This is a genomic window from Pseudomonas sp. TWR1-1-3 (assembly GCF_049896805.1).
GTDB lineage: Bacteria > Pseudomonadota > Gammaproteobacteria > Pseudomonadales > Pseudomonadaceae > Aquipseudomonas > Aquipseudomonas bubulae.
Genome location: NZ_JAFCUZ010000002.1, coordinates 620,004 through 639,772, shown reverse-complemented (window position 1 = coordinate 639,772; position 19,769 = coordinate 620,004). Strand labels below are relative to the sequence as shown.

General features: G+C 58.8%; 19 protein-coding genes. 16 read left to right on the top strand and 3 right to left on the bottom strand.

Going from position 1 to position 19,769, the window contains the following annotated elements; translation table 11 throughout:
- The first annotated feature begins 7 nt into the window (after positions 1 to 7).
- The 14 genes from hscA to ACP7BE_RS10355 all read left to right on the top strand — a co-directional run bounded on the left by hscA (position 8) and on the right by ACP7BE_RS10355 (position 13,792).
- Complete coding sequence (gene hscA, locus ACP7BE_RS10420) at positions 8 to 1,870, top strand: Fe-S protein assembly chaperone HscA (protein WP_095018332.1); 1,863 nt, start codon at positions 8 to 10, stop codon at positions 1,868 to 1,870.
- A gap of 3 nt (positions 1,871 to 1,873) precedes the next feature.
- Complete coding sequence (fdx, locus tag ACP7BE_RS10415; protein ID WP_003443365.1) at positions 1,874 to 2,215, top strand: ISC system 2Fe-2S type ferredoxin; 342 nt, start codon at positions 1,874 to 1,876, stop codon at positions 2,213 to 2,215.
- A gap of 12 nt (positions 2,216 to 2,227) precedes the next feature.
- Positions 2,228 to 2,428 (top strand): Fe-S cluster assembly protein IscX, encoded by a 201-nt coding sequence (iscX, locus tag ACP7BE_RS10410; RefSeq protein WP_016779607.1) that lies wholly within the window; start codon positions 2,228 to 2,230, stop codon positions 2,426 to 2,428.
- 94 nt (positions 2,429 to 2,522) lie between these two features.
- Positions 2,523 to 2,948 carry a nucleoside-diphosphate kinase gene (ndk, locus tag ACP7BE_RS10405; RefSeq protein ID WP_016779608.1) on the top strand — a complete coding sequence of 142 codons (426 nt, stop codon included), beginning with the start codon at positions 2,523 to 2,525 and terminating at the stop codon, positions 2,946 to 2,948.
- Between the two features lie 28 nt (positions 2,949 to 2,976).
- On the top strand, positions 2,977 to 4,125 hold the full coding sequence (rlmN, locus tag ACP7BE_RS10400; RefSeq protein WP_095001468.1) for a 23S rRNA (adenine(2503)-C(2))-methyltransferase RlmN: 1,149 nt from the start codon (positions 2,977 to 2,979) through the stop codon (positions 4,123 to 4,125).
- A 12-nt stretch (positions 4,126 to 4,137) separates the two neighbouring features.
- Entirely contained in the window at positions 4,138 to 4,896 is a 759-nt protein-coding gene (pilW, locus tag ACP7BE_RS10395; RefSeq protein WP_130871882.1) for a type IV pilus biogenesis/stability protein PilW, read from the top strand.
- Positions 4,896 to 5,882, top strand: coding sequence for a RodZ domain-containing protein (locus ACP7BE_RS10390; RefSeq protein ID WP_095020374.1), 987 nt, complete (start codon positions 4,896 to 4,898; stop codon positions 5,880 to 5,882). The genes pilW and ACP7BE_RS10390 overlap by 1 nt, the downstream gene beginning before the upstream one ends.
- 3 nt (positions 5,883 to 5,885) lie before the next feature.
- Entirely contained in the window at positions 5,886 to 6,995 is a 1,110-nt protein-coding gene (gene ispG, locus ACP7BE_RS10385; RefSeq protein ID WP_086795918.1) for a flavodoxin-dependent (E)-4-hydroxy-3-methylbut-2-enyl-diphosphate synthase, read from the top strand.
- A gap of 22 nt (positions 6,996 to 7,017) precedes the next feature.
- Positions 7,018 to 8,307 carry a histidine--tRNA ligase gene (gene hisS / locus ACP7BE_RS10380; protein ID WP_095001465.1) on the top strand — a complete coding sequence of 430 codons (1,290 nt, stop codon included), beginning with the start codon at positions 7,018 to 7,020 and terminating at the stop codon, positions 8,305 to 8,307.
- A 40-nt stretch (positions 8,308 to 8,347) separates the two neighbouring features.
- A complete protein-coding gene (locus ACP7BE_RS10375) occupies positions 8,348 to 8,989 on the top strand; it encodes a tetratricopeptide repeat protein (RefSeq protein ID WP_095001464.1) in 642 nt (213 codons plus the stop codon).
- The gene (gene bamB / locus ACP7BE_RS10370) at positions 8,982 to 10,133 is read left to right on the top strand and encodes an outer membrane protein assembly factor BamB (protein ID WP_095018336.1); all 1,152 of its coding nucleotides are present in this window, start codon (positions 8,982 to 8,984) and stop codon (positions 10,131 to 10,133) included. The genes ACP7BE_RS10375 and bamB overlap by 8 nt, the downstream gene beginning before the upstream one ends.
- Before the next feature lie 138 nt (positions 10,134 to 10,271).
- Positions 10,272 to 11,741, top strand: a complete 1,470-nt coding sequence (gene der, locus ACP7BE_RS10365) for a ribosome biogenesis GTPase Der (protein ID WP_016779615.1) — start codon at positions 10,272 to 10,274, stop codon at positions 11,739 to 11,741.
- A 123-nt stretch (positions 11,742 to 11,864) separates the two neighbouring features.
- Entirely contained in the window at positions 11,865 to 13,013 is a 1,149-nt protein-coding gene (locus ACP7BE_RS10360) for a pyridoxal phosphate-dependent aminotransferase (RefSeq protein ID WP_095018337.1), read from the top strand.
- Positions 13,001 to 13,792, top strand: a complete 792-nt coding sequence (locus ACP7BE_RS10355) for an amidohydrolase (RefSeq protein ID WP_095018338.1) — start codon at positions 13,001 to 13,003, stop codon at positions 13,790 to 13,792. Before ACP7BE_RS10360 ends, ACP7BE_RS10355 begins: the two co-directional genes overlap by 13 nt.
- A gap of 211 nt (positions 13,793 to 14,003) precedes the next feature.
- Here the strand turns inward: ACP7BE_RS10355 and leuA are convergent, their stop codons facing one another.
- The 3 genes from leuA to xseA all read right to left on the bottom strand — a co-directional run bounded on the left by leuA (position 14,004) and on the right by xseA (position 18,236).
- The gene (gene leuA, locus ACP7BE_RS10350) at positions 14,004 to 15,683 is read right to left on the bottom strand and encodes a 2-isopropylmalate synthase (RefSeq protein WP_095001460.1); all 1,680 of its coding nucleotides are present in this window, start codon (positions 15,681 to 15,683) and stop codon (positions 14,004 to 14,006) included.
- A gap of 345 nt (positions 15,684 to 16,028) precedes the next feature.
- Positions 16,029 to 16,853 carry a peptidoglycan DD-metalloendopeptidase family protein gene (locus tag ACP7BE_RS10345; protein ID WP_150629229.1) on the bottom strand — a complete coding sequence of 275 codons (825 nt, stop codon included), beginning with the start codon at positions 16,851 to 16,853 and terminating at the stop codon, positions 16,029 to 16,031.
- A 3-nt stretch (positions 16,854 to 16,856) separates the two neighbouring features.
- Entirely contained in the window at positions 16,857 to 18,236 is a 1,380-nt protein-coding gene (gene xseA, locus ACP7BE_RS10340; RefSeq protein ID WP_095001630.1) for an exodeoxyribonuclease VII large subunit, read from the bottom strand.
- Between the two features lie 80 nt (positions 18,237 to 18,316).
- On the opposite strand from xseA, the gene ACP7BE_RS10335 reads away from it, so the two are divergent.
- The gene (locus ACP7BE_RS10335; protein ID WP_133144813.1) at positions 18,317 to 19,060 is read left to right on the top strand and encodes a sulfite exporter TauE/SafE family protein; all 744 of its coding nucleotides are present in this window, start codon (positions 18,317 to 18,319) and stop codon (positions 19,058 to 19,060) included.
- A 50-nt stretch (positions 19,061 to 19,110) separates the two neighbouring features.
- The gene (locus ACP7BE_RS10330) at positions 19,111 to 19,659 is read left to right on the top strand and encodes a sugar ABC transporter ATPase (RefSeq protein WP_095001456.1); all 549 of its coding nucleotides are present in this window, start codon (positions 19,111 to 19,113) and stop codon (positions 19,657 to 19,659) included.
- Positions 19,660 to 19,769 lie beyond the last annotated feature (110 nt).

The window sequence follows — 19,769 nt, the reverse complement described above, 5'->3', positions numbered from 1 at the left end:
GATTACGATGGCCCTACTGCAGATCGCCGAACCCGGCCAAAGTCCTCAACCGCACCAGCGACGTCTGGCTGTGGGGATCGACTTGGGCACTACCAATTCGCTGGTCGCTGCTTTACGCAGCGGCCTTTCCGAGCCTCTGGCCGACGCCAATGGCAATGTCATTTTGCCGTCTGCCGTGCGCTATCACGCTGATCGCGTCGAGGTAGGCGAGTCGGCACGTCTGGCAGCCTCCAGCGACCCGTTCAATACCGTGCTGTCGGTCAAACGCTTGATGGGACGTGGTCTGTCCGACGTCAAGCAGTTGGGCGAGCAGTTGCCTTACCGCTTTGTCGGCGGTGAGTCGCACATGCCGTTTATTGACACGGTGCAAGGCCCTAAAAGCCCGGTTGAAGTGTCTGCCGAAATCTTGAAGGTGCTGCGTGAGCGCGCCGAAAAGACCCTGGGTGGTGAATTGGTGGGGGCGGTGATTACGGTCCCGGCCTATTTCGATGACGCTCAGCGCCAGGCCACTAAAGACGCGGCCAAACTGGCTGGTCTGAATGTGCTGCGCCTGCTCAATGAGCCGACAGCGGCCGCCGTGGCCTATGGCCTGGACCAGTCGGCTGAAGGCGTGGTGGCTATCTATGATCTGGGTGGGGGTACGTTCGATATCTCGATCCTGCGCCTGACCGGCGGTGTGTTTGAAGTCTTGGCTACCGGCGGCGACAGCGCGCTGGGTGGCGATGACTTCGATCATGCGATTGCCAGCTGGATGGTCGAGCAGGCCGGATTGTCTGCCGACCTTGATCCAGGCACGCAGCGCACCTTGCTGCAGGCTGCCTGCGCTGCAAAAGAAGCGCTGACCGATGCGTCCTCGGTGACGGTTGCCTTTGGTGGCTGGCAGTCCGAGCTGACCCGTGAAGCCTTCGACGCCATGATCGAGCCAATGGTTGCGCGCAGCCTCAAGGCTTGTCGCCGTGCTGTGCGCGACGCCAATATCGAGATTGAAGACGTCCAGGCCGTCGTCATGGTGGGTGGTTCGACCCGTGTACCTCGTGTGCGTGAAGCGGTGGCTCAGATGTTTGGTCGCGAGCCCCTGACCGATATCGACCCGGATCAAGTGGTTGCCATTGGTGCTGCGATCCAGGCCGATACCCTGGCCGGCAACAAGCGCGATGGCGGCGAACTGCTCCTGCTTGATGTGATTCCGTTGTCCCTTGGTCTGGAGACCATGGGTGGCTTGATGGAAAAGGTTATTCCGCGCAACACCACGATTCCGGTGGCGCGAGCGCAGGACTTCACCACCTATAAAGATGGTCAGACGGCCATGATGATTCATGTGCTGCAGGGTGAGCGCGAGCTGATCAGCGATTGCCGCTCCCTGGCGCGCTTTGAATTGCGTGGCATCCCGCCGATGGTGGCCGGTGCCGCAAAAATTCGCGTGACCTTCCAGGTCGATGCCGACGGTTTGCTCAGCGTGTCGGCCCGCGAGCTGGGTTCAGGTGTTGAAGCCAATATCCAGGTCAAGCCTTCCTACGGCCTGACCGACGGCGAAATCGCCAAAATGCTCAAGGATTCGTTCCAGTACGCCAGCGACGACAAGGTCGCCCGCGTATTGCGTGAACAGCAGGTGGATGCCCAGCGTCTGATCGAGGCCGTGCAAGCAGCCCTTGAAGTCGATGGCGAGCGTTTGCTGGATGCCGAAGAGCGCATGGTGATCGAGCTGCAGATGCAGGAACTGTCCGAATTGTTGAAAGGCACCGATGGTTACGCCATCGAGCAGCAGACCAAGCGTCTGTCGCAAGTGACCGATGCCTTTGCAGCCCGTCGCATGGACTTGACCGTCAAGGCCGCTTTGTCGGGTCGCAACCTGAATGAAATCGAGGAATAACTGATGCCGCAGATCATTTTTCTGCCACACGCCGAGCACTGCCCGGACGGTATGGTTGTAGAGGCTGAGACCGGCAAGACCATTCTCGAAGTGGCCCACGACAACCACATTGAAATCGAAAGTGCCTGCGGTGGTGTTTGTGCCTGCACCACTTGTCATTGCGTGATTCGCGAGGGTTTCGACTCGTTGAACGAAGCTGACGAGCTGGAAGAGGACTATCTTGATAGAGCATGGGGTCTGGAAGCGACTTCGCGCCTGAGCTGTCAGGCCCGCGTTGGCACTGAAGACATCACCGTCGAGATTCCGAAATACTCGCTCAACCATGCTGCCGAAGCGCCGCACTGATAAGGAATTGGCATGAGCCTTAAATGGGTTGATGTACAGGAAATCGCGATCCAGCTGGCTGAAGCTCACCCGGATGTCGATCCGCTCTCGGTGAATTTCGTCACGCTGCGCAATCTGGTCATGGCGCTGCCGGAGTTCGACGATATCCCTGATCGCGGCGGAGAGAAGGTGCTCGAAGCCATTCAGGGTTTGTGGATCGAAGAAGCCGACTAAGCTTGCAACGCACGTAATTATGCAATACCCAAGAACCCGCGTATAATTCGCGGGTTTAATTTTTCGCTTAAATCACTGTTTCTGGAGTTACACCATGGCTGTTCAACGTACTTTCTCCATCATCAAGCCTGACGCCGTTGCTAAAAACGTTATCGGCAAGATCGTTACCCGTTTCGAAGACGCTGGCCTGAAGGTTGTAGCTTCCAAACTGAAGCAACTGTCCAAAGCTGAAGCTGAAGGCTTCTACGCTGAGCACAGCGAGCGCGGCTTCTTCGGCGACCTGGTTGCTTTCATGATCTCCGGTCCTGTTGTTGTTCAGGTTCTGGAAGGCGAAAACGCTATCGCTCTGAACCGCGAGCTGATGGGCGCTACCAACCCTAAAGAAGCAGCTGCCGGCACTATCCGTGCTGATTTCGCTGAATCCATCGACGCAAACGCTGTTCACGGTTCCGACTCTGAAGCCGCTGCTGCTCGTGAAATCTCGTACTTTTTCGCAGCTACTGAAGTAACCACTCGCTAAGTATTGGCTTGTGAGTGAGGGTGAAGACATGATTGCAACGACTGGCAAAACCAACCTGTTGGGTTTGACTCAACCGGAAATGGAGAAATTCTTCGACTCAATCGGGGAGAAGCGTTTCCGTGCCGGTCAGGTCATGAAGTGGATTCACCACTTTGGCGTCGATGATTTCGACGCCATGACTAACGTCAGCAAGGCCTTGCGCGACAAGCTCAAGGCCATTGCTGAGGTTCGTGGACCCGAAGTCGTCAGCGAGGACATCTCCAGCGATGGCACCCGTAAGTGGGTGGTACGCGTAGAGTCCGGCAGCTGCGTCGAGACCGTTTATATTCCCTCGGGCAAACGTGGCACCCTGTGCGTTTCGTCCCAGGCTGGCTGTGCCCTGGACTGCAGTTTCTGCTCCACCGGCAAGCAAGGCTTCAACAGCAACCTCACCGCCGCCGAAGTGATCGGCCAGGTGTGGATTGCCAACAAATCCTTTGGCAGCGTTCCGGCAACCATCGACCGCGCCATCACCAACGTGGTGATGATGGGCATGGGCGAACCGCTGCTGAACTTCGACAATGTCATTTCTGCCATGCACCTGATGATGGATGACCTGGGCTACGGCATCTCCAAGCGCCGTGTCACCCTGTCTACCTCCGGCGTGGTGCCGATGATCGATGAGCTGGCCAAGCACATTGACGTTTCGCTGGCATTGTCGCTGCACGCACCTAACGACGAACTGCGTAGTCAATTGGTGCCGATCAACAAGAAGTACCCGCTGGCCATGCTGCTTGATTCCTGCCGTCGCTATATGGCGACCCTGGGCGAAAAGCGCGTGCTGACCGTTGAGTACACCTTGCTCAAGGATGTGAACGACCATGTCGATCACGCCCGCGAAATGATCGAGCTGCTTAAAGACACACCGTGCAAGATCAACCTGATCCCGTTCAATCCGTTCCCGCATTCTGGCTATGAGCGCCCGAGCAACAATGCCATTCGCCGTTTCCAGGAGCTGTTGCAGCAGGCTGGCTACAACGTGACCGTGCGCACCACCCGTGGTGAAGACATCGATGCGGCGTGCGGGCAGCTGGTAGGTCAGGTCAATGACCGTACCCGCCGCAGTTCGCGCCTGATCGCGGCGCGTGAGCTGAGTGCTGACGCCGATACAGCGCAAAACGCTGCCTCTGCGCCCTGAGAGAGGACATCCATGATCCTGCGCGCTGCGCTCCCGGTCGTTTTGGTCAGCTTTTTGGCTGGCTGCGTGTCATCGGGCGATTCAAGCCCGATGGCTGGCGACAAAGGGCGTAACGAGGCGCGTCAGGCGTATGTTCAGCTGGGTCTGGGCTATTTGCAGCAAGGGATGACCGAGCAGGCCAAAGTCCCTTTGCGCAAGGCCCTTGAGCTCGACAAGACCGACCCGGACACCAACGCCGCACTGGCCTTGGTGTTTCAGGCCGAAATGGAGTTTGCCCTGGCCGAGCAGGCATTCCGTACCGCGTTGAACGGTCGGCCTGCTGATGCCCGGATCCTCAATAATTACGGCAGTTTCCTGTTTGAGCGTCAGCGCTATCAGGAGGCCAGCATGCAGTTTCAAAAGGCGGCAGCAGACAACCTTTATCCGGAACGCTCCCGCATCTACGAAAATCTGGGTATAACGTCACTTGAGTTGGGGCAACCTGAAGCGGGGCGCCAGCAGCTTGAAAAAGCACTGCGCCTGAACCCTCGACAACCCCGTGCGTTGCTTGAAATGGCCGAGATGGCTTATCAGGACAAACAATATGTAACGGCGCGTGACTTTTACGATCGTTTTAGCCTGCTTAGCGGGCAAAATGCACGTAGTCTATTGCTCGGTGCGCGACTGGCGAGTGTTTTCGATGACCGCACCCCAACTGCCAACCATGGCCAGCAACTAAAACGACTCTATCCCGGCACGCCGGAATATCAGCAATACCTGTCGGAGCAATGATGAAAGCGGCGCAACCCGAAGTTCTAGCAGCGACTCGTGTCAATCCCGGTGAGACTCTGCGTCAGGCCCGTGAAAACAATGGCTGGACGCTGGCTGAAGTCGCCTTGAAACTCAACCTCACGGCCAGCTCCCTGAGCAACCTTGAAACGGGCGCGTTCGACAAACTGCCTGGGCATACCTTTGCCCGGGGCTATATCCGGGCCTATGCCAAATTGCTGGGTATGGACCAGGCCGCCCTTGTGCGTGAATTTGACCTGTACACCGGCACTGATGCCAACGGCAGCAACGTGCACAGCCTGGGTCGCATAGAAGAGCCGGTGCGCGTGTCGCATACCATTTTGCGTATCGTCAGCCTGTTGCTGTTGATCGCCGTGGTCGGAGGCGGTTTTATCTGGTGGCAAGACCAGACGTCCATGCGCGCCAAGGACCTGATTGGTCTTGCTCCGGAACACGTCGAAGTCGAAGGGGCTGACGGCACAACCCGCATCCACCCGCTGGACGAACCTGAAGATCAGGCAGTAGCCGAGGCCAAGGCCGAAGGCGAAACACCTCTGGCGGCCGAATCGGCGCCGGAGCAGGGCGCGACCACGGCACTGGCACTGCCGGGTGCTCCCGCTGCCGAGCCCCAGGCACCCGTTGCCGTTCCGGTACAGCCAGTACCTGCTGCTGTTGCGCCAGTTGCGCCAGTAGTGGCACCTGTTACGTCCACCGCGCCTGCGCCCGACACTGCCGCCCCGGTTGCCGGTGCTGGCAAAGTGAGCGTGCAATACACCGCTGATTGCTGGACTCAAGTGACCGACGGCACGGGCAAAGTGCTGTTTGGTGGCTTGAAGCGCAAGGGCGAAAATCTAGAAGTGAGCGGCAAGCCACCCCTGAGCTTGCGCCTGGGCTATGCCCGCGGTGCCCAGGTCAGCTATAACGGCCAGCCTGTGGATGTCGCTCCTTTCACCAGTGGCGAGACTGCTCGTCTGAAGTTGGGTCAATAAGTCATGCACGGCGAATCACCAATCAAACGTCGCGAATCGCGCAAAATCTGGGTCGGTAATGTACCTGTAGGTGGCGATGCCCCTATTGCTGTGCAGAGCATGACCAACAGTGACACCAATGACGTCGCTGCAACCGTTGCGCAAATCAACCGCCTGGAAGCCGCGGGTGTCGATATCGTGCGGGTTTCCGTGCCGGATATGGACGCAGCCGAGGCTTTTGGCCGGATCAAGCAACTGGTCAAGGTGCCATTGGTCGCCGACATTCACTTCGATTACCGCATCGCCCTGCGCGTTGCAGAGTTGGGTGTGGACTGCCTGCGCATCAACCCGGGCAACATCGGTCGCGAAGACCGTGTGCGGGCGGTGGTTGATGCAGCCCGCGATCGCGGTATTCCGATCCGAATCGGCGTCAACGCCGGTTCCCTGGAAAAAGACCTGCAAAAAAAATACGGCGAACCGACGCCTGCCGCCCTGGTCGAATCGGCACTGCGCCACGTTGAGCACCTTGAACGCCTGAATTTCAAGGACTTCAAGGTCAGCGTAAAGGCCTCCGACGTGTTTATGGCGGTTGAAGCCTACCGTCTGCTGGCCAAGGAAATCGTCCAGCCGCTGCATCTGGGCATTACCGAAGCCGGTGGTTTGCGTTCAGGCACAGTGAAATCTGCCGTGGGCCTAGGTATGCTGCTCGCCGAAGGAATTGGCGATACCATCCGCATCTCCCTGGCAGCAGACCCGGTTGAGGAAGTAAAAGTCGGTTACGACATCCTCAAGTCCTTGCACCTGCGCTCGCGCGGCATCAACTTTATCGCGTGCCCGAGCTGCTCGCGGCAGAACTTCGACGTGGTGAAAACCATGAACGAACTTGAAGTTCGCCTCGAAGACCTGCTGGTGCCGCTGGATGTTGCCGTGATCGGTTGTGTGGTCAATGGCCCTGGCGAAGCCAAGGAAGCCCATGTGGGGCTCACCGGTGGTACACCCAACCTGATCTACATCGACGGCAAGCCGTCGCAGAAACTGACGAATGACAATCTGGTGGATGAGCTCGAAAGACTGATCCGGCAGAAGGCGGCCGAAAAGGTCGAAGCTGACGCAGCCGTTATCGCGCGCGGCTAACCAGACGAATAAAGGATTTATTGTGAGCAAGTCTTTGCAAGCCATTCGTGGCATGAACGACATCCTGCCGGAGCAGACGCCTCTGTGGCGCTACTTCGAGAGCAAGGTTTCGCGTTTGCTGGATAACTACGGTTACAAGCAGATCCGCATGCCAATCGTCGAATTCACCGAGCTGTTCAAACGCTCGATCGGTGAAGTGACCGATATCGTCGAAAAAGAGATGTACACCTTCGAGGACCGCAACGGCGATTCGCTGACGCTGCGTCCTGAGGGAACTGCGGCGTGCGTGCGTGCGGTGCTTGAGCACGGCATCACCGGTGGTGGCCAGGTGCAAAAACTCTGGTACATCGGCCCGATGTTCCGTCACGAGCGCCCGCAAAAAGGCCGTTATCGCCAGTTCCACCAGATTGGCGTCGAGGTGTTCAACCTCGATGGTCCGGACATCGATGCCGAACTGATCGTGCTGACCTGGCGCCTGTGGGGCGAGCTGGGTATCCGCGATGCGGTCAAGCTCGAACTCAACAGCCTGGGCACCAGCGAAGCCCGTGCGCGCTATCGTGCGGCCCTGGTCGAGTATTTGTCCTCGCGTCTGAGCGAACTTGACGAAGACAGCCAGCGTCGCCTCAAGTCCAACCCGTTGCGTGTGCTCGACACCAAGAACGCCGATACCCAGGCGGTTCTGGTGGATGCACCGAAACTGGTGGACTACCTGGACGAAGAGTCCCGCGTGCATTTCGAGGGCCTCAAGGCTCGCCTCGATGCCGCCGGCATCCCGTACACGATAAACCCGAAGCTGGTTCGTGGCCTGGATTATTACAGCAAGACCGTATTTGAATGGGTAACCGACAAACTGGGCGCCCAGGGCACCGTGTGTGCGGGCGGTCGTTATGATGGCCTGGTCGAGCAGATGGGCGGCAAGCCTACTGCCGGTGTCGGTTTTGCCATGGGCATCGAGCGCCTGATCCTGCTGCTCGAAACCCTTGAGCAGATCCCCGAAGAAATCGCACGTCAGGTCGATGTTTACCTGTGTGCTTTCGGCGAAGCCGCCGAACTGGCAGCCCTGGCTTTGAGCGAACGCGTTCGTGATCAACTGCCAAACCTGCGCCTGCAGATCAATGCCGGTGCGGGCAGCTTCAAAAGCCAGTTCAAAAAGGCTGACAAGAGCGGTGCACTGTTTGCGCTGATCCTGGGTGACGACGAATTGGCCCAGCAAGTGGTAGGTGTAAAACCCCTGCGTGGCCAGGGCGAACAACAAACGATTGCCTGGGATGCTCTAGCCGAGCACTTGGCCACCTGCATCGTGCAGGGTTGAAGCTGCAAAACAGCCGATTTAGCGAATAAGGAGTGTTGGGGTGTCGAGTAACGAAGATGATCAGCTGGGCGAGTTGAAAGACTGGTGGCAGCGCAACGGCAAACCCCTGCTGACTGGCGGCTTGCTTGCGCTGGTAGTGGTGTCCGGCTGGCAGCTCTGGCACAAATATCAGGCGAATCAGTCGCAAGGTGCGTCGGTTCTCTACCAACAATTGCTTGAAACCACGCTAACCCCTGACGGCAAGCCGGATGTGGCCCGCGTGGCGGATCTGGCCAACAAGCTGAAAAGTGAATACGCAGGCACTGCCTATTCGCAATTTGGCGGCCTGTTTGTGGCCAAGGTGGCGGTGGACAACGGCAAGCTTGATGACGCGGCTACCGAGCTGAAAGTCATTGTCGACAAGCCGGCCAATGCCACTCTGGGCGAAGTGGCGCGTCAGCGTCTGGCTCAGGTACTGGCCGCACAGGGCAAGGTTGACGATGCCCTGAAGCTGCTGGAAGGCGACTCGGACAAGGCATTCCTGGCCAGCCGTGAAGAACTCAAGGGCGACCTGCTGGTGCAGCAGGGCCGTACTGACGATGCGCGTGCAGCCTACGAGAAGGCCAAGGCCGGATTGTCGGATGAAGCAGCAGTAGGCGGCTTGCAAATCAAGCTCGATGACCTGGCCAAAGGGGATGCGTGACGTGATGCGATGGAAACATGCAGCATTGCTGGCTCTGGTCGTTTTGGCCGCGGGTTGCAGCAGCAACAGCAAAAAAGAATTGCCACCGGCGGAGCTGACCGACTTCAAAGAAGAAGTCGTGCTGCAAAAGCAGTGGAGCCGCTCGATCGGTGACGGTCAGGGCAAAACCTACAACATGCTGGTTCCGGCTGTTGAAGGCAATAATATCTACGCTGCTGACGTAACGGGCGTGGTGATGTCTCTGGACCGCATGAACGGCGACGTTGAGTGGAAAAAAGACCTCGATCTGCCTGTTTCCGGCGCAGTTGGCCTGGGCTATGGCCTGGTCATGCTTGGCACCTTGCAAGGTGACGTGATTGCCCTGGATTCCAGCACAGGCGAAGAAAAATGGCGCTCTCGCGTTAACAGCGAAGTGCTTGCACCTCCTGCGACCAACGGTGATGTGGTGGTGGTACAGACTCAGGACGATCGTCTGATCGGTCTGGATGCTGACACCGGCAATCAGCGCTGGACGTATGACAGCACGCCGGGCGTGCTGACCCTGCGTGGTACGGGGGCGCCACTGGTGACCAATCACCTGGCCATCGGCGGTTTGTCGACCGGTAAAGTGGTCGCCCTGGATACCCGCAACGGCGTGCCTGTGTGGGAGCAACGTGTTGCCATCCCGCAGGGTCGCTCCGAGCTTGAACGCATTGTCGATATCGACGGTGGCCTGCTGTTGTCTGGCGGTACACTGTACGTCGCCAGCTACCAGGGCCGCATGGCGGCACTGGACATGGAATCGGGTCGCGTGCTCTGGCAGCGTGATGCTTCCAGCTATGCAGGTGTCGCCCAAGGTTTCGGCAGCGTCTACGTCAGCCTGGCGTCGGGCACTGTAGAAGGCGTTGACGAGCGTTCGACCACCTCGCTGTGGAGCAATGATGCTCTGGCACGCCGCCAATTGTCGGCTCCAGAGGTCTTCTCCAGCTATGTGGCAGTCGGTGACATGGAAGGCTATCTGCACCTGCTCAGCCAGGTCGATGGTCGTTTCGTGGGCCGTACCCGCGTTGACAGTGATGGCCTTCGGGCACGTCCGCTGGTGGTCGGTGACATGATTTACGTGTTTGGTAACAGCGGCAAACTGGAAGCCCTGACCATTCGCTAAGGCGTCTATGCTTGAGGCTCTAGGGCCTCGGGCAGCCTTGCTCTGGCAAGGTTTGCGGCACATTTGTGCTGTTCCGAACTCTGGCCGCTGCCTTGCAGCGGCTTTTGTATTTTCTGAAATAACGAAGTGGAGAGCCGCATGGTTCCCGTAATCGCCCTGGTGGGCCGACCAAACGTCGGCAAGTCCACCTTGTTCAACCGCCTGACCAGGACTCGTGACGCCATCGTCGGCGACTTGTCCGGTCTGACCCGTGATCGCCAATACGGTGAGGCCAAGTGGCAAGGGCGTTCCTACATTCTGGTCGACACCGGCGGTATCTCCGGTGACGAGCACGGTATGGACGAAAAAATGGCCGAGCAGTCGCTGCTGGCCATCGAAGAAGCTGACGTCGTTCTGTTCCTGGTAGATGCAAAGGCGGGTTTCACTGCCGCTGACCAGATGATCGGCGAACACCTTCGCAAACGTAACAAGCGCTCCTACGTGGTGGCCAACAAGGTCGACAACATCGACCCGGACATGGCTCGCGCCGAGTTCGCGCCGCTGGGTATGGGCGATGCAATCCCGATCGCCGGTGCCCATGGCCGTGGTATCACGCAGATGCTGGAAATTGCCCTGAGCAACTTCCCGCGTGACGAAGAAGAGCCGGAAGACGGCGAAGAAGAAGTTGTTCTCGAAGGTGAGGAAGCCAAGCGCATTCCGGGCCCTAGCGAAAAAGACGGCATCAAGATCGCAATCATCGGTCGCCCGAACGTCGGTAAATCGACCCTGGTTAACCGCATGCTTGGTGAAGACCGGGTAATCGTCTATGACCAACCGGGTACCACTCGCGACAGTATCTACATCCCGTTCGAGCGTAACGACGAGAAGTACACGCTGATCGACACCGCCGGTGTGCGCAAGCGCGGCAAGATCCACGAAGAAGTTGAAAAATTCTCCGTGGTCAAAACCCTGCAAGCGATCAAAGACGCCAACGTGGTGATCTTTGTGATGGACGCCCGTGAAGGCGTGGTTGACCACGACCTAAACCTGTTGGGCTTTGCCCTGGAGGCCGGTCGGGCTCTGGTTATCGCGATCAACAAGTGGGACGGCATGACCCCTAGCGAGCGCGAGTTCGTCAAGGTCGAGTTGACCCGTCGCCTGTTCTTCGTCGACTTCGCCGATATCCACTTTATCTCGGCGCTGCACGGCACTGGCGTGGGTAACCTGTACCAATCGGTGCAAAACTCATTCAAGTCGGCGGTTACCCGCTGGCCGACCAACCGCCTGACCCAGATTCTGGAAGATGCGGTTAGCGAGCACGCGCCACCGATGGTCAACAGCCGCCGGATCAAGCTGCGTTATGCCCACTTGGGTGGTGCCAACCCGCCGATTATCGTGATTCACGGTAACCAGGTTGAGAAGGTGCCGAAGTCTTACGTCCGTTATCTCGAAAACACCTACCGTCGCGTCTTGAAGCTGGTCGGTACGCCGATCCGCATCGAGTTCAAAGGTGGCGAGAACCCGTACGAAGGCAACAAGAACTCGCTGACCGACCGTCAGGTCAACAAGAAACGTCGCATGATGTCGCACCACAAGAAAGCCGAGAAAAATCGCAAAGACAAGCGCTAACCGCGCAAGCTCAAAGCGTAATGAGAAAGGGTCCGAAAGGACCCTTTTTCGTGTCAGGCGTTTGGGCTATCCTCGGTGGGTCCTGTGCCGCAGTCAGTGCCGGGAACTCAACAGGGAACGGCCATGATCACCAGCAAGTTGCCGAACGTCGGCACCACCATCTTCACGCGCATGTCGCAGCTCGCGGCAGAAACCGGCGCACTCAACCTGTCTCAGGGGTTCCCTGACTTCGATGGCCCGCAGGCGTTGCGTGATGCAGTTGGCCAGCACATTGCCAGTGGCCATAACCAGTACTCCCCAATGACCGGCCTGCCTGCGTTGCGTCAGCAAGTGGCGGCCAAGATCGCCCGTAGCTATGGCGCACAGGTGGATGCTGACACTGAAGTGACCATCACCCCCGGCGCTACCCAGGCTATTTTCTGCGCCATTCAGGCCGTGATTCATGCTGGTGATGAAGTCATTGTGTTTGATCCGTGCTACGACAGCTACGAGCCTTCGGTCGAACTGGCGGGTGGCCGTTGTGTGCATGTGCAGTTGGGGCTGGATGACTTTTCGATAGACTGGCAAAAGCTTGAAGATGCGCTGAGCCCGCGCACGCGCATGATCATTCTCAACAGCCCGCACAACCCCAGTGGTGCCTTGATCAGCCGTGCCGAGCTTGACCAGTTGGCCCGCCTGATTGCTGATCGGGATATCTACCTCATCAGCGATGAGGTGTACGAACACCTGGTGTTCGATGGCGTGCCCCATGTCAGTGTTTTGTCCCATCCTGAACTGTACGATCGTGCATTCGTGGTCAGCTCTTTCGGCAAGACGTATCACGTTACGGGCTGGAAAACCGGTTATGTCGTGGCACCGCCGGCTCTGACCGCCGAATTGCGCAAGGTTCACCAGTACGTCAGTTTTTGCGGGGTCACTCCCCTGCAATATGCATTGGCTGACTTTATGAGTGCCCACCCCGAGCACGTTGAAGAGTTGCCCGGGTTTTATCAGGCCAAGCGAGACCTGTTTTGTGATTTGCTGAACCCATCGCGTTTTACTTTCAAACCGGTGGCAGGGACGTATTTCCAGTTGGTGGATTACTCCCGAATTCGTCCGGACCTCAATGATGTCGACATGGCGGTGTGGCTGACCCGTGAGCATGGTGTAGCCACCATTCCGGTGTCGGTGTTCTACCAGGCCCCGCCCGCAGGGCAACGGCTGGTTCGACTGTGTTTTGCCAAACGCGAAGAGACGCTGCGTGAAGCAGCAGAGAAACTATGCGTGATCTAAAGGGATTACCCGATTTAAACGTAGCGCTGGTGCAAACCACGCTGGCCTGGCATGACCGTCAGGCCAACTTCGATCATTTCGACGAGCTGCTCGAGCAGGCTGTTGGCGCTGACCTGGTGGTCTTGCCTGAGATGTTCACCACCGGCTTCAGCATGGAGTCCAGTACCCTTGCTGAGCCCGAAAGCGGCCCGACCACCGAGTGGCTGCGCAAGCAGGCACAAAGGCTCAATGCCGTGGTGACGGGCAGCGTGATTGTGCTCGCGGCGGATGGCAGCCACCGTAACCGCCTGTTGTGGGCGCGTCCGGATGGCGAAGTGCTGCATTATGACAAACGCCACCTGTTCCGAATGGCCGGTGAGCATGAGCATTTCACTCCGGGTGAGCGTCAGGTCCAGTTTGAGGTCAAGGGCTGGCGTGTTCGCCCGCTGATTTGCTATGACCTGCGCTTCCCGGTGTGGAGCTGCGACCCCCATGATACCGACCTGTTGCTGTACACCGCCAACTGGCCGGGTGCGCGGCGGTTGCACTGGAACCGTTTGCTGCCGGCGCGGGCCATCGAAAACCTGTGTTATGTCGCGGCGGTGAACCGGGTGGGCACGGACGGCAAAGGTCTGGTGTATACCGGGGACAGTCATATCCTCGATTTTCAGGGCGAGTCGCTGCTCAGTGCAGGGGAGGCGGATGGCGTATTTACCATGAGCCTGAATGCGGGCGAATTGGGTGCTTACCGCGAGCGCTTCCCGGCCAACCTGGATGCGGACAGTTTTGATCTGCGCTGATTTGTAGAAGCAGTTATCAGCTTGTGTGTACGACGTAAACCTGTGGGAGCGTGGCTTGCCCGCGATGGCATCACCGCGGCCTGCCTGCCAAATCGCGCCGCCTGAATCGCGAGCAAGCCCGCTCCCACAGGGGCTGGTGAATGCCGGTCATGATGCAATAAAAAGCCCCCAGGGTTCTCACCTTGGGGGCTTTTGCGTTTCATAACAACGTTTACGCGGCTTTCGCCTCGGCTTCGCTCAGGGAACGGTTCAGAGCGCTGAACAATGCCTTGAAGCTTGCCGTGGTGATGTTTTCATCAATGCCCACGCCATGCACGGCTCGGCCGCCATTGACCCGCAACTCTATATAAGCCGCAGCCTTGGCGTTGGTACCAGCGCCAATCGCATGTTCGTTGTAGTCCATTATTTCCGCATTGACCGGCAGGCCGGCTACCAGTGCTTCCAGCGCGCCGTTGCCTTTGCCGCTCCAGCGCAGATTGGTCTCGCCGTCACCTTTGGCCGAGACTTCGACTTCGACCGCACTGTGACCGTTCTCTTCCTGCAAGCGATGGCTGACCAGCGCGTAAGGAGTGTTGGCCTGCAAGTACTCGGTGCGCAGCAAGCTGTGAATCTGCTGAGCAGTCATTTCCAGGCCCAGACGGTCAGTTTCGCGTTGTACCACCTGGCTGAACTCGATCTGCATCCGACGTGGCAGGCTGATGCCATATTCCTGTTCCAGCAGGTAAGCGATCCCGCCTTTGCCCGACTGGCTGTTAACCCGAATCACGGCTTCGTAGCTGCGACCGATATCCGCCGGGTCGATCGGCAAGTACGGCACTTCCCACAGGGCGTCCGGTTTCTGCTGGGCGAAGCCTTTGCGAATGGCGTCCTGGTGCGAACCGGAGAACGCGGTGTGCACCAGGTCGCCCACATACGGGTGACGCGGGTGCACCGGGATCTGGTTGCACTCTTCGACAACCTTGCGCACGCCATCGATATCGGAGAAGTCCAGCTGCGGATCCAGGCCCTGGGTGTACATGTTCAGGGCCACGGTCACCAGGTCGACGTTACCGGTCCGTTCGCCGTTACCGAACAGGCAGCCTTCGACACGATCGGCGCCAGCCATCAGGCCCAGCTCGGTGGCGGCTACACCGGTGCCACGGTCGTTGTGGGTGTGCAGGCTGATCAGCACGCTGTCACGGCGATTGATATTGCGGCCGAACCATTCGATCTGGTCGGCGTAGATATTCGGCGTCGCGCACTCAACGGTGGCAGGCAAGTTGAGGATCATCTTGTGCTCAGGCGTCGGGTTCCACACTTCGATTACCGCGTCACACACTTCCTTGGCGAACTCCAGTTCGGTGGCGCTGAAGGTCTCTGGCGAGTATTCGAACGTCCAGTGGGTTTCGGGCTGCTGAGCGGCGTATTTGACGAACAGCTTCGCCGCGCTGACCGCGATTTCCTTGATGCCGTCCTTGTCCTGGTTGAACACGATGCGGCGGAAAGCAGGGCAAGTGGCGTTGTACAGGTGGACGATGGCCTTTTTCGCGCCGCGCAGCGATTCGAAGGTGCGGGCGATCAAGTCTTCGCGGCCCTGGGTCAGCACCTGGATAGTGGTGTCGTCCGGTATATGGCCGTCTTCGATCAGGGTGCGGACAAAGTCAAAGTCGGTTTGCGATGCCGCCGGGAACGATGCCTCGATTTCTTTAACGCCTACGCTGACCAGGGTTTTCCAGAATCGCAGCTTCTTTACCGCATCCATCGGCTCGATCAGCGACTGGTTACCGTCGCGCAAATCGGAACTGCACCAGATCGGCGCCTGGGTGATGGTTTTCGACGGCCAGGTACGGTCGGGCAAGTCAATGACCGGGAAGGCGCGGTACTTGGAAGATGGGTTCTTGAGCATGGTCATCAGGCTATCCTTAATATGCAGGCCTGCGATTCAGACGCGGCGAGCCGGAAAAAAACAAAGCAGAAGGCGAGGCACCGCAACTAGCTTTGCAGTCGTGCACTGACGAGGCAAAGGCTGCGATGTTGGCGAAGCAGAATGAGGACGTGAGGTGTGTTCATAGGCTCAACCCTAACCATTGGCGGGAAAGATGGCAAGCCTATAAAAAATATTGAGATAAATGCTCAATAAGACGAGAGATGCGCGTTTTTATAGCGCATATTGATAAATGTCTTGCTCGATATTGCGTGATTTAAAGGGAGGGCTTGCCTCGCGTGCCGCGAGGCATTTTCCCTTTTTGAGCGCTTCTCAGGGAGTGAAGGCACCAATGAAAATCGCCGGATCAACCCGCGCATCATTGAGGCTGACGTTCCAGTGCATATGCGGGCCCGTGGCCCGACCTGTCGCGCCAACCTTGCCCACCACATCGCCACGGGCCAGTTGCTGGCCGACCTTGGTGTCGATCTTCGACATATGGCAGAACATGCTGATAAAGCCCTGGCCGTGATCCACAAACACCGTATTGCCATTGAAGAAGTAATTGCCGATCAGGATTACCTTGCCCGCTGCCGGGGTCTTGATCGGTGTACCAGCAGGTACGGCGAAGTCGAGCCCGGCGTGAGGGTTGCGCTCTTCGCCATTGAAGAAGCGGCGCACGCCGAACTTGCTCGACAGCGGACCATTGACCGGTTTGTCCAGCAACAGGTTGCTCGGCGTGTTGGGGCTGAAGGTGCGGTAGGCCTTGATCTGGATCGCCAGCTCGTTGTCGATGCGCTTGATATCGGCCGGGTCGGGATTGACCTGACGCTTGTTTTTCAAGGTGATGTGTTGCTCGGGGTATTTTTTGCTGCCCACCGCAAAGCTCAGGTTGCGCCCGCCGGAGGTGATCTGCTGGCTACCGGGTTTGACCGTCAACGGGATGCCGACAATCGCCCGCCAGGTGTCCTGTTCCTTGATCACCATGACCGGCTTGCCGTCATAGCTGGCCTTGGGCGCCTGGGCGCCGCTGCCCAGCTCAATCACGGCCACCCCTCCGGGCACCGGTTTGTTCAGCAGGCGGGTGATATAGCTGTCAGCCGCCTGAGCATTGAAAGTCAGGCACAGCAACAGCACGACAGAGAAAAAACGTGGCATTGGTTAATCCAGTAAAGAAAGGGTGACAGGCGTGAGGTGATTGTCCTCAACGCGCACTTGCAGTTCGCCTTCGCCCAGCCTGGCGGTCAAGCGCTGACCGTTTTGCGTTTGCGCGGCCCGGCGAACGGCATTGCCCTTTTCATCGAGCAGGATACTGTAGCCACGGCCCAGGGTCGCCAGCGGACTGACCACATGCAGGGTTTGCATCTGGTTTTGCAGCTGCATGCGGCGCGCCTTGAGGCCTTCGCGCATGGCCCGGGGCAAGCGCTCGGCCAGGCTGTCCAGACGCTGGCGCAACATGGCCAGCTGACGCCCCGGATGTTGTGCGGCCAGACGGGTTTCGAGGCGGATCAGGCGTTCGCGGCGAGTATTCAGGCTGCGCTCGAAAGCCCGGCGCATGCGCATGTCCAGATCATCCAGGCGTTGGGCTTGCTGACGCAGACGTTCGCCGGGGTGACGCAGGCGTCGCGCCAGGCCGTCGAGGCGCAAGCGGTCGCGCATCAGGCGATCACGAATGCGCATCACCAGGCGCCGATGCAGGCTGTCGATGCGCCGTTGCAGGTCGCTTGAGTCCGGTGCCAGCAGCTCGGCCGCGGCCGAAGGCGTGGGCGCGCGCACGTCTGCCACGAAGTCGGCGATCGAGACATCGGTTTCGTGACCCACGGCACTGACGACAGGGGTAACGCAGGCATCGATGGCGCGAGCCACGGCTTCTTCGTTGAAACACCACAGGTCTTCCAGCGAGCCGCCGCCGCGGGCCAGGATCAGTGCGTCAAAGCCCCGTGCATCGGCCAGCTTGAGGGCCCGGACGATTTGCGCCGTGGCTTCGCGGCCTTGAACGGCGGTGGGGATCAGGGTCAGTTCGACTTGTGGCGCACGGCGGCGGAACACGCTGATGATGTCGCGAATCACCGCGCCGGTGGGCGAGCTGACAATACCGATGCGCTGCGGGTGAGCGGGCAGGGCGACCTTGCGTTCGGGGCTGAACAGGCCTTCGGCGCCGAGCTTTTCTTTGAGTGCATCGAAGGCCAGGCGCAGTGCGCCGTCGCCGGCAGGTTCTACGGTGTCGAGGATCAACTGGTAATCGCCACGGCCTTCAAACAGCGAGACCTTGCCGCGCACCTTGACCGCCAGGCCATCCTTGAGCGCCTGACGAACCCGCGCAGCGTTGTTGCGAAAGAGTGCACAGCGCACTTGGGCGCCGCTGTCCTTGAGGGTGAAATATACGTGGCCAGAGGCCGGGCGGGCGAGGTTGGAGATTTCGCCTTCTACCCAGATATTGCTGAACACGTCTTCGAGCAGCACCCGCGCCCGGCCATTGAGCTGGCTGACGGTCAGGACTTCCCGGTCGAGATTGAGTCTTGCAAAGGGGTCTTTAATCATGCGGGTCATCATAAGGGCGGATTGTTATCACTGCACCTGTCTGATAGAAGTCTGCGCACTAAAAACAAGGAAGCAGAGCAATGGATTTGCCGTTTAGTGGTGGTGAGTGGGTGCTGCTGGAGCTGGCCATTGCCCTGGCCTATATCGTCTTTGGTGTAGCCGGGTTCGGCACGGCGCTGGTGGCCGGGCCGATCCTGATTCTGTGCCTGCCGCTATCGAAAATCATCCCGCTGCTGGTGCTGCTGGATTTTGTGGCGGCCTTTGGTAACTGGCTGCCGTCGCGCCGGGACGTGGTGCGATCCGAGTTGCTGCGCTTGCTGCCGTGCATGGCGATCGGCTGTGTGGTGGGCGTGGTGTTTTTGCTGAACCTTAAATCCGACCTGTTGTTGCTGTTGATGGGGGTTTTTATCACCGCTTACGCCTTGTACAGTTTGGCGGTGAAGGTGAAGCCGGCACGGCTCGCTGCCGGTTGGGCCATCCCCACGGGTATCACCGGCGGGTTGTTTGGTGCGCTGTTTGGCAGTGGCGGTTTTTTGTATGCGCTTTATCTGAATGCCCGCTTGCCCAAAGACGCTGCCCGCGCCACCCAGAGTGCGTTGATCAGTTGCAGCACCGTGGTGCGTCTTACGTTGTTCGTACTTGCCGGTGTGTATGCCGATGGCGAGCTGTTGTTGCTTGGCGCCTGCCTGTTGCCGGCGATGGCAATGGGACTGTGGGTTGGCCGCCGGCTGACGCGCAAATTGTCCCGCGAGGCGTTTGTGCGGCTGGTAACGTGGCTGGTGCTGGCCAGCGGCATTGCGCTGATTGCGCGTTACCTGAGTTAAACTGCGTGGCTGAACCCTGTAGTCGCTCTTATCCATATGTGCCGTACCCCATGAACTCGCAAAGCATCATCGTTCCAAAAATCTCCACCTTGCCGGTGCATGAGCCGCGTGCCCGGGCCATCGTGCGCTGGCTGGTGCGCAAGAACATCATCGAAGAAGAGCTCACCACCTGCGGCCGTACTGGCAATGGCATGGCCTACGCCATCGCCCCCGGTGCCCGTGAAGTGGTGCTGCACCCCGAGGCGCTGCCTTTCGGGCAGCCGGTCAATGGCCTGGAGATCATCACCAAGCGCTGCATCTACACACCGGCCAAAGGTTTTCTTGAAGAAGCCGGTTGCGCCGAGTGCCGCAAGGAAGTGGGCGAGGCACTGTTTGAAAGCCTCGAAGACTGGATGCCGGGGCGTACCGACAACTTCATCTGTCCGCTGTGCGCCCACGAAGACGACATCAACGGTTTTCTGTTTTTACAGCCGTGTGCGTTTTCCAACCTTGGGTTTATTTTCAACAACTGGGCCGAGGCTGGATTCAAGCAAAGCTTTCTCGACGAGTTCGCCGACTGGCTCGACCAGCCGGTGGCGTGGGTGAAAGTCGAACTCTGAGGTGAAAATTCCGTAGCAGCTGCCGAAGGAACGAGGCTGCGTTCGATTGCGAAGCGATCGTAAGTCCGGGGCACGCGGTTCAGCTGAAAAAACGCGTGCTATGGATTTAC